The sequence below is a fragment of the Micromonospora noduli genome, assembly GCF_003264365.1.
Lineage (GTDB): Bacteria > Actinomycetota > Actinomycetes > Mycobacteriales > Micromonosporaceae > Micromonospora > Micromonospora noduli.
On sequence record NZ_PYAK01000023.1, the window covers coordinates 1 to 13,377 of the forward strand.

10 protein-coding genes are annotated in these 13,377 nt (G+C 72.3%); 5 read left to right on the forward strand and 5 right to left on the reverse strand.

The window, feature by feature from the left end:
• The coding region (locus GUI43_RS18405; protein ID WP_146765925.1) for a helix-turn-helix domain-containing protein at nt 1–201 on the forward strand (201 nt) is incomplete at its 5' end.
• A 44-nt stretch (nt 202–245) separates the two neighbouring features.
• Here the strand turns inward: GUI43_RS18405 and GUI43_RS18410 are convergent.
• A complete protein-coding gene (locus GUI43_RS18410; RefSeq protein WP_112699352.1) occupies nt 246–2,039 on the reverse strand; it encodes an ABC transporter ATP-binding protein in 1,794 nt (597 codons plus the stop codon).
• An 82-nt stretch (nt 2,040–2,121) separates the two neighbouring features.
• On the opposite strand from GUI43_RS18410, the gene GUI43_RS18415 reads away from it, so the two are divergent.
• Together GUI43_RS18415 and GUI43_RS18420 are read left to right on the forward strand one after the other, a co-directional pair.
• Complete coding sequence (locus GUI43_RS18415; RefSeq protein WP_112590140.1) at nt 2,122–2,553, forward strand: MarR family winged helix-turn-helix transcriptional regulator; 432 nt, start codon at nt 2,122–2,124, stop codon at nt 2,551–2,553.
• Nucleotides 2,554–2,651: 98 nt separating this feature from the next.
• Nucleotides 2,652–4,436 (forward strand): N-acetylglutaminylglutamine amidotransferase, encoded by a 1,785-nt coding sequence (locus GUI43_RS18420; protein ID WP_112699353.1) that lies wholly within the window; start codon nt 2,652–2,654, stop codon nt 4,434–4,436.
• A 25-nt stretch (nt 4,437–4,461) separates the two neighbouring features.
• Here GUI43_RS18420 and GUI43_RS18425 read toward each other — a convergent pair whose 3' ends face one another.
• Nucleotides 4,462–5,595 carry a carboxylate-amine ligase gene (locus GUI43_RS18425; RefSeq protein ID WP_112603199.1) on the reverse strand — a complete coding sequence of 378 codons (1,134 nt, stop codon included), beginning with the start codon at nt 5,593–5,595 and terminating at the stop codon, nt 4,462–4,464.
• A gap of 235 nt (nt 5,596–5,830) precedes the next feature.
• Between GUI43_RS18425 and GUI43_RS18430 the strand changes: the two genes are divergently transcribed.
• Complete coding sequence (locus GUI43_RS18430) at nt 5,831–7,492, forward strand: DUF885 domain-containing protein (RefSeq protein WP_112699399.1); 1,662 nt, start codon at nt 5,831–5,833, stop codon at nt 7,490–7,492.
• Here GUI43_RS18430 and GUI43_RS18435 read toward each other — a convergent pair.
• Both GUI43_RS18435 and GUI43_RS18440 read right to left on the reverse strand, forming a co-directional pair.
• Nucleotides 7,446–8,666, reverse strand: coding sequence for an RNA polymerase sigma factor (locus tag GUI43_RS18435; protein ID WP_112699354.1), 1,221 nt, complete (start codon nt 8,664–8,666; stop codon nt 7,446–7,448). The two genes, GUI43_RS18430 and GUI43_RS18435, sit on opposite strands and share 47 nt — an antisense overlap.
• A gap of 2 nt (nt 8,667–8,668) precedes the next feature.
• The gene (locus GUI43_RS18440; RefSeq protein WP_112699355.1) at nt 8,669–9,025 is read right to left on the reverse strand and encodes a YciI family protein; all 357 of its coding nucleotides are present in this window, start codon (nt 9,023–9,025) and stop codon (nt 8,669–8,671) included.
• Between the two features lie 183 nt (nt 9,026–9,208).
• On the opposite strand from GUI43_RS18440, the gene GUI43_RS18445 reads away from it, so the two are divergent.
• Nucleotides 9,209–10,519, forward strand: coding sequence for a flavin monoamine oxidase family protein (locus tag GUI43_RS18445; RefSeq protein ID WP_112699356.1), 1,311 nt, complete (start codon nt 9,209–9,211; stop codon nt 10,517–10,519).
• A gap of 109 nt (nt 10,520–10,628) precedes the next feature.
• Here GUI43_RS18445 and GUI43_RS18450 read toward each other — a convergent pair whose 3' ends face one another.
• Complete coding sequence (locus tag GUI43_RS18450) at nt 10,629–13,265, reverse strand: discoidin domain-containing protein (RefSeq protein WP_112699357.1); 2,637 nt, start codon at nt 13,263–13,265, stop codon at nt 10,629–10,631.
• Nucleotides 13,266–13,377: the final 112 nt, after the last annotated feature.

Sequence of the window (13,377 nt, forward strand, 5' to 3'; positions counted from 1 at the left end):
GCCGCCCCGGCGTCGCCACCGGACGCGACCGGCGGGGCGGCGGGTCGGCGTCGGCGGCCGGGACGGCCGCCCGCGCTGGGCCGGGAGCAGGTCGAGGCGGCCCGGCGCATGCACGCGGCGGGCACCCACAGCGTGGACGCTATCGCCGCCACGCTGGGTGTCTCGCGGGCCACCGTCTACCGCCACCTGACCGCGTCATAACGAGACAGTTCCGAGACTGTTTCGAGACGGTTGTGATCCGGCGTTCAGGCCGCCAGGGTGGCGTAGCGGCCGTTTCGGTTTAGCAGGCTGGCGTGGGTGCCGGCCTCGACGATCCGACCGTGGTCGAGCACCGCGATCTGGTCGGCGTCGCGGACCGTGGAGAGCCGGTGCGCGATGGTGATCGTGGTGCGTCCCTGGGCGAGCACGTCGAAGGCCCGCTGCACGGCGCGTTCGGTCTCGGTGTCCAGCGCGCTGGTGGCCTCGTCGAGGACCAGGATGCGCGGGTCGCGCAGCAGGGTCCGGGCGATGGCGAGGCGCTGCTTCTCACCGCCGGAGAACCGGTGCCCGCGTGAGCCGACCACTGTGTCGTACCCGTCGGGCAGCCCGGCGATCAGGTCGTGGATCTGGGCGGCGCGGGCGGCGTCCTCGATCTCGGTGTCGGTGGCCTCCGGCCGGGCGTAACGCAGGTTCTCCCGGACGGTGGTGTGCAGCAGGTACGTCTCCTGACTGACCACGCCGACGATCGCGGCCAGGTCGGCCAGGCGCAGGTCGCGCAGGTCGACGCCGTCGACGGTGATCCGGCCGGCGCTCGGGTCGTGCAGTCGGCTGATCAGCCCGGCGAGGGTGCTCTTGCCGGAGCCGGTCTCGCCGACCAGCGCGAGGCTGGTGCCGGCGGGCACGTCGAGGGTGATCCCGGCGAGGGCGGCGGTGTCGCTGCCCGGGTAGCCGAAGGTGACGTCCTCCAGGCGCAGGTGGCCGCGCACCCGGGTGGGGTCGAGGCGGACCGGCTCGGTGGGGTCGGCCACGTCGACCGGAAGGTCCAGGTATTCGAAGATCCGGGCGAAGAGCGCCAACGACGCGGTGAGCGAGACACCCACGTTGAGCAGCCCCATCAGCGGTCGGAACAGACCGCCCTGCAGGGCCGTGAAGGCGACCAGGGTGCCGATGCTCAGCGTGCCGGCGGTACCGGGCAGCCCGGCGGCGAGGTAGATGACCGCCGGTACGGCGGCGAAGATGATGCTCATCGAGGCCATCCGCCAGCGGCCGGCCAGCTCACTGCGCAGTTCCAGGTCGACCAGGCGGGCCGAGGAGGCGGTGAAGCGGTCGATCAGCGCGGGGCCGGTGCCGAGGGTCTTGGCCAGCTGTACGCCACTGATCGAGAGCCCCTCCTCGACGGTGACGTTGAGGTCGGCGAGTTCGCGTTGCCGTTGAGCGGTGATCTCGCGGCGCATCCGGGCGACCCGACGGGTCAGCCAGATGGCCGGCGGCAGCACCACGAGCGAGACCAGGGAGAGCTGCCAGGAGAGCGCGACCATGGCGACAGTGGTGGCGACCACTGTGGTGAGGTTGGCGGCGACGGCGGTGGCGGTGGAGGTGACGACCGACTGCATGCCGCCGATGTCGTTGGTGATCCGGGACTGCACCTCGCCGGTGCGGGTGCGGGTGAAGAACCCGAGCGACTGGCGTTGGAGGTGGCTGAAGACGTCGGTGCGCAGCCGGTGCATGACCCGCTGGCCGACCTGGGTGGAGATCCAGGTCTGTACGACGCCGAGGGCGGAGGTCACCGCCGCGACGGCGACCATGCCGAGGACCAGCCAGACCAGCAGCGTCACGTCGCCCTGCGGCAGGGCCCGGTCGATCACGGCACGCAGCAGGAACGGGGTGGCCATCGCGATGATCGAGGAGATCACGATGATCGCGGTGACGGCGGCCAGCGCGGGCCGGTGGGGGGTGAACAGGCGGCCGATGCGGCGCAGCGACACCTGACGGGCCTGCGTCTTCTCTTCGGCGCTGACGGTGCGGTGGCCGCGGTCGCGGCCCTTCGGGGTGGGTTCCAAGGGGGCACTACCCTTCGTCGACAATATTGCTGAGGTTACCTCATCATGAGGGAGCAACCACATATCCTGCTACCGTATTCCGGTGACCGAGCACACCGTCGAGAGCGCCGACGACGAGAGCCTGGCGGAGACGTTCTGGGCCGTGGCGTCCCGTCTGCGCCGGCAGAGTCGCGACTCACTGGCGCCCTGGGACGTCACCCCCAGCCAGTCCCGGGCCCTCGGCGTGCTGGCCCGCCACGGCGAGGTACGCCCCGGCACCCTCGCCGAGCACCTGCGCATCGCGCCCCGCTCGGCGACCGAGGTCGTCGACGACCTCCAGACCCGGGGGCTGGTCGAACGCCGACCCGACCCGGCCGACCGTCGGGCGACCCTGGTCGCGCTCACCGAGGAGGGCGACCGGGTCAGCACCGCCATCCGGGCCGCGCGCCGGGCCGAGGCCGACCGCTTCTTCGGCCACCTCAACGACACCGACCGCGCCGAACTGGCCCGCATCCTGCGCACCCTGCGTGGCTGACGGGTTTGCTCCCCGCGCCCACGGGTAGCCAGCGCCCCCGGTCCGGTCGGCGGGACCGGCCGGCACCGGTCGGCGCGAGGTGACGGGAGGCCCGGCTGATGTGCGGGATCAGCGGGGAGGCGCGATTCGACGGCCGCTCGCCCGACGCGGCGGCGGTCACCCGGATGACCGAGGCGATGCGCTCACGCGGCCCGGACGACGAGGGCCTGTTCACCGACGGCTGGGTGACCCTCGGGCACCGTCGGCTGACCATCATCGACCTGTCCGACGCGGGCGGGCAGCCGATGGTCCGCGACGACCTGGGCCTGGCGCTGGTCTTCAACGGCTGCATCTACAACTACCCGGAGCTGCGCGAGGAGTTGCGTCGGGCCGGGTACGCCTTCCACTCCACCAGCGACACCGAGGTGATCCTGGTGGCGTACGCCCACTGGGGTGAACGGTTCGTCGACCACCTGGTCGGCATGTTCGCGATCGGGCTCGTCGACCGGGTGCGGCGGCGGCTGATTCTGGCCCGCGACCGGCTCGGCATCAAACCGCTCTACCTCGCCGAGACACCGGGACGGCTGCGGTTCGCCTCCACCCTGCCCGCGCTGCTGCGAGCCGGCGACGTCGACACCGGCATCGACCCGGTCGCGCTGCACCACTACCTGTCCTGGCACTCCATCGTGCCCGCGCCGCGGACGGTACTGCGCGGCGTGCGCAAGCTGCCGCCGGCCACCCTGCGGGTGATCGAGGCGGACGGGAGCAGCCGTGAGGAGATCTACTGGCGACCGGACTACGTGCGGGAGCCCGCCGACGCCGGGATGGACGCCGCCGACTGGCGGGCCTCGATCGGCGACGCGCTGCGCGCGGCGGTACGCCGACGGCTGGTCGCCGACGTGCCGGTGGGGGTGCTGCTCTCCGGCGGGCTGGACTCCAGCCTCATCGTGGCGCTGCTCGCCGAGGCCGGCCAGCAACACCTGCGTACGTTCAGCATCGGCTTCGACAGCCGCGACGGCGAGTCCGGCGACGAGTTTCACTACTCAGACCTGGTGGCCCGCGCGTACGACACCGACCACCATCGGATCCGGCTGGCCGACGACGACCTGGTGCCCGCCGTCCGACGGGCCGTGCTGGCGATGACCGAACCGATGGGCAGCCACGACGTGGTCGCCTTCCACCTGCTCTCCGAGCAGGTGGCGCAGCACGTGAAGGTGGCCCAGTCGGGGCAGGGCGCCGACGAGGTGTTCGCCGGCTACGGCTACCACCAGCCACTGGTCGAGGCGCCCCGGCACGGCGCCGCCGAGACGTTCGCCGCCGCGTTCTTCGACCGCGGCCACGACGAGCTGCGCCGCATCGTCGGCCCGGCGTACGCGCTGGAGCACGACGCCAGCCGGGACCTGCTCACCGGGCACCTCGCCGCGCCCGGGGCGCAGACCGCGCTGGACGCCGTGCTGCGCCTGGACACCCACCTGATGCTCCCCGACGACCCGGTCAAGCGGGTGGACAGCATGAGCATGGCGTGGGGTCTGGAGGTGCGTACGCCCTTCCTCGACCAGGACCTGGTCACCCTGGCCGCGCACTGCCCGCCGGAGCACAAGGTCGCCCAGGGCGGCAAGGGCGTGCTCAAGGAGGTCGCCCGGGAAGTTCTGCCCGCCGAGGTGATCGACCGGCCCAAGGGCTACTTCCCGGTGCCGGCGCTGCGCAACGTGGACGGCCCGGTGCGCGAGCTGGTGGCCGAGGCGTTGCAGGCGCCGGCCGCACGCGAGCGAGGTCTGTTCCGCCCGGAGTACGTGGCTCATCTGCTGGCCGAGCCGGACCGGGCGGAGGCCGCGGCCGGCAGCAACAAGCTGTGGCAGCTCGGCCTGCTGGAGCTGTGGCTACAAACCCACGACATCCGCTGAATCCCCGGTGCGTGCTGACGGGCGGTCAGTTGGCGGCGGTGCGGGTGATCAGGTCGTCGAGGACCGCGCGCAGGTCCCCGGCGCGGTCCAGCACCTGTCGCTGCCGCATCGCACCGGTGCCGTCGCGGCGCAGCCGGGCGAGCTGCGCCAGCACGTACCCGAGGTCGCCGTGGCGCAGCAGGGCCGGCGCGATCACCGCCATCAGCTCGTCGACGAGCGCCCAGGCGGGGCGGGTCCCGCCGGCACGCAGGTCGATCAGCTCGCCGTCGAGACCGTCGTGGGCGGCCCGCCAGTGCGCCGCGGCGACCAGGCAGTCCCGGACGTCCGGGGCGGTCACCCCGGCGCGTACGTCGTCGGCGAGGGTGGCCACGAGGGACCGGACCAGCGCGGCGACCAGCACCGCGTCGTCCACCTCGGTGCAGACGTCACCGACCCGCACCTCCACCGTGGGGTACATCGACGACGGCCTGGCGTACCAGTAGACCATCGCCGCGTCGAGCATGATGCCGGCGGCGATCAACTCGTCGACAGTGCGGTCGTAGTCGGCGACGGAGGCGAAGTACGGCGTCGGACCGATACTGGGCCAGCGTTCCAACTGCATCGAGCGCCAACTGGCGTGCCCGGTGTCGTACCCGTCGTGCAGCGGAGAGTTGGTGGTTATCGCCTGCACCACCGGCAGCCACACCCGCAGGTGGTTGCAGACCTGCACGGCCAGTTCCCGGTCGGGCAGCCCGACGTGCACGTGGCAGCCACACACCGCCGGGTCGTGCGCCACCGGCCCGTACCGGCGCGACATCGCGTGGTAGCGCGGTTCGTCGGGGACCGTCCGGTGCGGTTCGGCCACCGGGGTGGCGCCGACCGCCACCAACCGGGCCCCGGCCGCCGTGGCGGCCTCCGCGGCGGAGCGGCGCAGCGCCACCAGGTGCGCGCGCAGTTCGGTGAGGTCGGCGCAGACCGGGGTGACCATCTCCACCATGCTGTGCCGGAACTCCTGGCGGCTCTGGTCCCGGGCGGGGCCGCGCAGCGCGGCGAGCACCTGATCGGCGACCGGCAGGTTCCGGCCACTGTCCGGGTCGAGCAGCAGGTACTCCTCCTCCACGCCGAGCGTGAGGGTGGACAGGTCGGGCGCGGTGTCGACGACGGTCCGGCGGTACGCCATGGCCCCTCCCCATCCCCTGCTGCGGCGGTGCCTCGGGTTCCCGGCCTACCCCGATGACAAACACGCGCTGAGGGCCGCCGCGCGGGCGGTGAGGAAGGCCTGTTCGGCGGCGTTGTCCGTGAAGGCGACGGCCGTCCGGTACTTCGACGGCCTCCGCGTCCCGACCGAGCCGGGCCACCGCGATCGATCCGGCTCGCACCACGGCAGACCAGGCCAAGGCCCTAGCATGGCCCCCGTGATCGAGGATTTCGCGGATCGGCTCCTCTGTGACATGGCCAGCCTCGACCCCTGCACAGCGGTCGTCGAGGCTGGCGAGCAGGATGTCGACGGGCTTACCGACTACAGCCCGGAGGGCCACCAGGCCCGCGCCGACCTCGCAGTCCGCGCCCTGTGCGAGCTCGAGAGCTTGGGCGACGCACTGCCGGCCGCGGGCCCGCTGCACGCCCACCTCGCCGAACGGCTGCACACGCGTATCGCCTTCCACGACGCCGGGGAGGACCTGCGAGAACTGCACGCGGCCGCCACCGGTCCGCTCCAGCTCATCCGCCAGGCCGTCGAGGCCACCGTTCCCGGCCCCGGCGCCGAGGGCGCGGCCTTCGAGGAGGCCTGGGCTCGTGTCGGTGCGCGCATAGCCGCGATCCCCGCCGCCCTGGACGGGTATGCCCGCAGCCTCGCACTCGCCGCAGAGCGCGGCAATCTGCCGACGCGGCGTCAAGTGGAGCTCGTCACGCAGCGCTGCCGCAACTGGATCGACGACGATGTCGCCCTGGTGGACCGCTACGGCGAAGGGCGTCAGCGGGCGTCGTTGCAGGCCGCAGCGACGGACGCGCGAGAGGCGTACCAGAAACTGGCTGGGATGCTGACCGCGGACCTGGCCCCACAGGCCGTCGAGGAGGAGGCGTTCGGCCAGCAGCGGTACGCACTCTGGGTGCGTACCTTCCTCGCGGCGCAGCCTGATTTGCGTGAGCTGTACGACTGGGGCTGGAACGAGTTCAGAGCGACAGAGGCAGAACTGATCGCGGAAGCGAAGGCCCTGGGCGGGGGCGTGCCAGAGGTGCTTGCCCGGCTCGCCAGCCCCGACGCACCCGGCACCCTGCACAGCAGGGAGTCGTTCGCCGCGTGGCTGCAGGAGTTGTTGGAGGCTGCCGCCGAGCGGCTGGACGGCGTGCACTTCGACATCCCCGCCCCGCTGCGGTGCATCGAGTCACGGTTGACCACGTCGTCCGGCATTGCCTACACCGGGCCGTCGCGGGACCTGACGCGGCCGGGCCGGGTCTGGTGGTCCATCCCCGAGGACGCAGCGAGTTTCCCCACCTGGTACGCCTACAGCACCGCCTATCACGAGGGCATTCCCGGCCACCACCTCCACCTCGGCTCCGAGGTCTGCCGCGGAGGCCTCGGGCGGAGGCTCAACCTGCTCGGCGGCCTTTCCGGCAGCCAGGAGGGCTGGGCACTGTACGCCGAGCGGTTCATGGACGAGCTCGGGTTCTACGAACAGCCGGGTGCTCGACTGGGGTACCTGTACATGCAGCTGCTGCGCGCCGCGCGGGTCGTGCTCGACATCGGCCTGCACCTGCGACTGCCGATGCCATCTGGCGATGGAGCCGTGTGGACGGCGGACGCGGCGCTGAAGCTGTTGCAGGACCGCTGCCATCAAGGGCCGTACGCATCCGCCGAGCTCGCGCGTTACCTGGGCCGGCCAGGGCAGGCGCTGGCCTACAAGGTGGGTGAGCGCGTGTGGCTGGCAGGCCGTTCGTCCTTCCCCGGCGACCGGCGCGCATTCCATCGCCAGGCCCTGGAGCTGGGTTCACTGGGCTTGGATCAGTTGACAGCTTCCCTCGATTTCCGGCCTACCCCGGTGGTAGACGCGCGCTCAGGGCGGTCGCGCGTGCGGTGAGAAAGGCCCGTTCGGCCGCGTTGTGCGTCAGGGCGACGGCCGTCCGGTACGCCTCGACGGCCTCCCCGCGCCGGCCGAGCCGAGCCAGCAGGTCGGCGCGGACCACGTGGTAGACGTGGAAGCCGACCAGTTCGAGGCGGTCCACCTCGGTCAGCGCCGCCGCCGCACCGGACACCTCGGCGAGCGCGACGGCCCGGTTCAGCGCCACCACCGGGCTGGGGGCGACGACCGTCAGCTGGTCGTACAGCTGAAGGATCTGGGCCCAGTCGGTGTCGGGGGCGCGCCGCGCGGCGCTGTGCACGGCGGCGATCGCGGCCTGGATCTGGTACGGGCCCGGCCGGTCGCGGCGCAGGCAGCGACGCACCAGCGCCTGCCCCTCGGTGATCAACTCGGCGTCCCACCGGGCCCGGTCCTGGCTCGGCAGCGCCACCAGCTGACCCTCGGCGTTGGTCCGCGCTGCCCGGCGGGCTTCGGTCAGGAGCATCAGGGCGAGCAGACCGAGCGCCTCCGGCTCGTCCGGCATCAGCTCGACCAGCAGCCGGGTCAACCGGATCGCCTCGGCGCACAGCTCAGCGCGGACCAGGTGCGGGCCGGCGCTGGCCGTGTACCCCTCGTTGAAGATCAGGTAGAGCACCGCGAGAACCGCGTGCAGCCGGTCGGGCAGGTCGGCGTCGCGGGGCACGCGGTACGGGATCCCCGCGTTGCGGATCTTCGACTTGGCGCGGACCAGCCGCTGCGCCATGGTCGGCTCCGGCACCAGGAAGGCTCGGGCGATCTCGGCGGTGCTCAGTCCGCCGAGCAGCCGCAGGGTGAGGGCGACCCGGGTGTTCGGGGCGAGCGCCGGATGGCAGCAGGTGAAGATCAGCCGTAGCCGGTCGTCGTGCACCGGTCCCTCCTCGACGGGACTGTCGGCGGCGAACAACAGAGTCGCCTGGGCGTGCCGGTCGACCCGGGACGCGTCGCGGCGCAGCCGGTCGATCGCCCGGTGCCGGGCCGTGGTGATGATCCAGCCGGCCGGACTGGGCGGCAGACCGGTCGTCGGCCAGCGCGCCACCGCGACGACGAAAGCCTCCTGGACGGCCTCCTCGGCGAGGTCGATGTCGCCGAGGAGGCGAACCAGGACGGCGACCGCGCGGCCGTACTCGGCGCGGAACACCGCCTCCACGTCGGGCACTGTCAGTTGCCGGCCCCGCCCTGGAAGGGGCGCACCTCGATCGGCAGGGTGGTGGCCAACGCGTAACGGCGACCCCAGTGCAGGGCGGCGTCCAGGTCCGGCACGTCGATGATGGTGATGCCGCCGAGGTACTCCTTGCCCTCCACGAACGGTCCGTCGGTGATGAGCACCTCGCCGTCGCGGGGACGCAGCACGGTGGCGGTCTCCGGGCCGTGCAGGCCCTGCCCGAAGACCCACGACCCGGTGGACGCCAACTCGTCGCGCAGCTCGCCGAGCTGACGCATCACCCCGGCCAGGAACTCCGGCTCCGGCGGCAGCTCACCCTGCGGCTGGTGGATGCTGAGCAGGTAGCGCGTCATTGTTCCTCCTCACGGACGGCCGGCCCGTCGCCGACCTCTCATCCTCCACACGATCGGCCGCCGCCCAGATCGACAGGCCGGCGGAAAATACTCGGCGGCCGACCCGGCCCCGGTGTGTGCCGTGACCGGGGCCGGTAGTCATGGCTGCGGCCGTTGTGGGTAGACCGCGGTGTGGTCGACGGTATGCGCGTGATCGTGGTCGGCGCCGGCTTCTCCGGTCTCGCGGCCGCGTTGGCGCTGAGCCGCGCCGGTGCCCAGGTGCGGGTGCTGGAGGCCCGCGACCGGGTGGGCGGTCGGGTGTTGACCCGCTGGCTGCCCGAGCTCACGCAACTCGACCTGGGGGCGCAGTGGATCGGGCCGACCCAGGACCGGATGTACGCGTTGGTCGCCGAGCACGGGCTGGCCACCTTCGCCTCGGCATCGGTCGGCGCGACCACAGTGCTCTGGGCCGGTGAGCGCCGGGCCGAGCCGCCGGCGCAGGTGGGCCGGGTACTCGGTCTGCTCGACGAGTACGCGGCACGTCTGGACCCGGCCGCACCCTGGGCGACGCCGGAGGCCGCACTGTGGGACCGGACGACCCTCGGCGGTTGGCTCGCCGCCACGGCCGGGGACGACGACACCGCCGACTACCTGGGGCGGGTGCTCGCCGGCGGGCTGCTGGCCACCGGTGCGGACGAGCTGTCCCTGTTGCACCTGCTGTTCTACCTGCGCAGCGCCGGCGGGACCGGGCCGTTGCTGGGGATGGCTGGCGGCGCGCAGCAGGACCGGATCGTGGGCGGGCCGCCGGCGCTGGCCGAACGGATGGCCACCGCTCTGCCGCCGGGCGCGCTGACGTTGGCCGCGCCGGTGCGGGCCATCGAACAGACCGTCGACGGCGCGACGGCGTGGACCGACACCGGGCCCGTTGACGGCGACGCCGTGGTGGTCGCGCTGGCTCCGGCACTGGCCGGCCGGATCCGGTACGACCCGCCGCTGCCCCCGCTGCGTGACGGGCTCACCCAGCGCATGCCGATGGGTTCGGCGCTGAAGGTGCACGCCGTCTACCCGGAGCCGTTCTGGCGTGCCGACGGGCGCTCCGGGGTGGCCACCAGCAGCGCCGGTCCGCTCACCGAGACGGTCGACAACTCCACCCCGACCTCGCCGCTCGGGGTGCTGACCGGGTTCAGCTACTCCTCGGACGCCGCCACGCTGCGCGGCATGTCCCCCGGGCGGCGTCGGCGATGCCTGCTGGAAGCGTTCGCCAGCGTGGTCGGGCCACGAGCCGAGGACCCGGTGGATCTCGTCGAGTACGACTGGTCGGTCGACGAGTGGACCCGGGGCTGCTTCTCCGGTGCGCTCACCCCGGGCACGTGGCGGACGTACGGCCCGCACCTGCGGACGCCGGTGGGGCGGGTGTACTGGGCGGGCACCGAGACGGCGACCCGTTGGAGTGGTTACCTGGAGGGCGCGGTGCTCGCCGGTGAACGGGCGGCGGCCGAGGTGCTGGCCGGCTGAGCGGCACGACCGCGGCCGGCCCGGTCTCGGCGGGACCGGGCCGGCCACGGCCCTGGGTGCTACCCGGCCGACCCGGTCCCGGAGGATCGGGCCGGCGCGGGCGCCCCGGTCAGGGGTAGGTGGTCAGGTACACCTGCTGGTTGGCCGCGTTCGCGGTGCCACCGGCGTTGTTGATTACCCGGTTGATGGTGCCGACGCCTCCGAGCGAGACGGTCACCATGTTCGTGAAGCGCACGTTCGGGTTGTTGGGCACCTCGAAGGCCCGCTCCTCCACGACCGCGGGATTGACGTTGAAGTAGCTGTAGCTACCCAGCCCGAACGCCTGGTGGCTGGTCACCGAATCGGCCACCTTGTACGCGGCGTAGCCCCGGGTCGACCCGTTCATCCAGGCTGCCTGGTTGGGCGGGTCGTACGGCAGTTCGTTCTGGTAGAAGTACGTCCGGCCGCCGTTGCCGTTCCAGATGGTCTGGTACTTCTGGTAGTGCTCGACGAAGAGGCCGTACATGGTCACGTTGTCGCCGTTGACGGTGAGCCCGGTGTCGGCGGTGTTCAGCGTCCAGCCGGTCGGTACGCCGCTGGCGGCGTGGTCAGCCCGCCACAGCCACATGTGGTCGCCGATCACGTTGTCGCTGTTGACCGTCAGCGTGTTGGTGGCCTTGCCGACGTGCGGCCCCCCGATGCGGAAGAACACGTCGTGCAGCGAGGTCGGGTTCGTGGCGTGACTCGCGGACGAGCCGGACGGCCCGACCTCCATCAGCACCGGCGAGTTCGTCGTGCCGGCCTCGAACATGATGCCGGCCACCTTCACGCCGTCCACATCGGCCACCCGCATGCCCACCGCACCGTTGTCGGCCTGGATGGTGGCCAGGCCGAGACCGAGGACGACAGTGTCGGCCCGGTTGACCTGGATCGGCTCGGTGACGCGGTGCACGCCCGGGGTGAAGAGCAGGTGCCGCCCCTGGGCGAGGGCCGCGTTGATGGTGGCGGCGCTGGTGCCGGGCTGGACCACGTAGAACTGCGACAGCGAGATGGACGAGCCGGCCGGGGTCTTGTTGTACCAGCTGGTTCCGGTCGAGTTGGTGCGCAGCGCCGGCACGAAGACCCGGTACTCACCGGTGCCGTCGACGTACAGGAACGGCTTCTCCCGGACCTGTGGGGTCTGCGGGATGACGGTGTGCGACGGGTTGGGGAAGCTCGGCGCGGGAGCGCCGTTGACGCCCTGGAAGACCATGTTCCACACCGAGCCGGTCCAGCCGTTGCCGAACTCGCTGTTGCGGGAGTACCACTGCTGCTGCGAGCCGGAGACGACCAGGCCGTCGATGCGGGTGTCGGCCATCAGGCCACCGCTGGACCAGCCGTCGCCGCCGTTCCAGAGCTGGATCTGGTTCTGCGCGCCGCGCAGGTGCATCCGCCGGTACGGCGCCGCCTGGGACACCGCCCAGCGCTCCACGGTCTGCCCGGCGGGCAGGGTGACCGACAGGTTCTCGGCGGCCCGCCAGAAGTTCTGGGTGGCGTTGCCGCCGAACCAGAACGCCTCGGCACGCACGTGGCCGTTGAGGTTGACGTCGTCGGGGCTCATGCCGAGGCCGGCGACCTGGGTGAAGAAGCCGAGGTTGACGTCGGCGGTGTAGTTGCCGGGCTTGAACAGCACCGCGTAGCGCTGCGGGCCGAACTGGTTGGTCTCCTGCTGGGTGAAGAGGGTGTTCAGTCGACTCTGGATGGTTGACGTCGGCGTGCTGGGGTCGAAGACGAACGTGTTCGGCCCGAGGTTCGGATTGCGCGGGTCGGTCGTGTCGACCGGGGGCTCGCCGGTCCCGCCGCCGGTGGTGTTCACCGCCAGTTCCCAGAGCGAGTAGCCGTAGGCGGTGCCCCGCGCGGTGCCGTACATCCGCAGGTAGCGCCCGCTGCCGGTGACGGTGAGGGACTGCGTGCCGCCGGTGGCCGTGGTGGTGGAGTAGATCGTGGTCCAGGTGGACCCGTCGGCCGAGGTCTGGAGCTGGAAGGCCCGGGCGTACGCGGCCTCCCAGATGAGCACCACCCGGCAGATGGTGCGGGTGCTGCCGAGGTCGACGCGCAGCCACTGCGGGTCGCTGGCGGTGCTGGCCCAGCGGGTGCCCGTGTTGCCGTCGACCGCCGCGGATGCCGCGAGGCCGGCGTCCTGGCTGGACGAGGCGGTCGCCGAGCTGCCCTGCGCGACGTTGGTGCTGCCGCAGGTCGGCGTGGTGCCGCCGGTCTCGCCGTACACCTGGAACTCCCAGAGCGAGTAGCCGTAACCGGTGCCCCGGGCGGTGCCGTTCATCCGTACGTAGCGGCCGGCGCCGGTGACGGTGAGGTTCTGGGTGCCACCGGTGCCGGTGGTGGTCGAGTAGATCGTCGTCCAGGTGGCCCCGTCGTCGGAGGTCTGGAGCTGGAAGGCCCGGCCGTAGGCGCCCTCCCAGAGCAGGTTGACCTGGCTGATGGTGGCCCGGGCGCCCAGGTCGACCTGGAGCCACTGCGGGTCGCTGAACGCGCTGGCCCAGCGGGTGCCGGTGTTGCCGTCGACGGCCGCGGAGGCCGGGGTGCCGGCGTTCTCGCTGGACGAGGCGGTGGCGGGGCGGCCCTGGGACAGCAGGGTGGGCGCGGCCTGCGCGGGCGCGGTGGCACCGGTCGGGGTGAGCGCCGCGACCAGGGCCACGGTGAGCCCGACGAGCAGGTGCCGGACGGCGCGTCGAGGACGCGGGCGTACGGATGTTGCACGAGATGTCATGACATCGCCTGTCGATAGGGGTTACGGGGGGTGCCGCGCGGATGGGATCGGCTCGCCCCGTGGCGCCGTGGGTGGTGCCGCCGATGCGGCGTCGCGGGTCGGAGAGCGCTCT

Coding starts and splice junctions, on each gene's coding strand:
- GUI43_RS18420 (WP_112699353.1), top strand. CDS start 2,652: ATGTGCGGGATCAGCGGGGAGGCGCGATTCGACGGCCGCTCGCCCGAC.
- GUI43_RS18425 (WP_112603199.1), bottom strand. CDS start 5,595: ATGGCGTACCGCCGGACCGTCGTCGACACCGCGCCCGACCTGTCCACC.
- GUI43_RS18440 (WP_112699355.1), bottom strand. CDS start 9,025: ATGACGCGCTACCTGCTCAGCATCCACCAGCCGCAGGGTGAGCTGCCG.
- GUI43_RS18445 (WP_112699356.1), top strand. CDS start 9,209: ATGCGCGTGATCGTGGTCGGCGCCGGCTTCTCCGGTCTCGCGGCCGCG.
- GUI43_RS18450 (WP_112699357.1), bottom strand. CDS start 13,265: ATGACATCTCGTGCAACATCCGTACGCCCGCGTCCTCGACGCGCCGTC.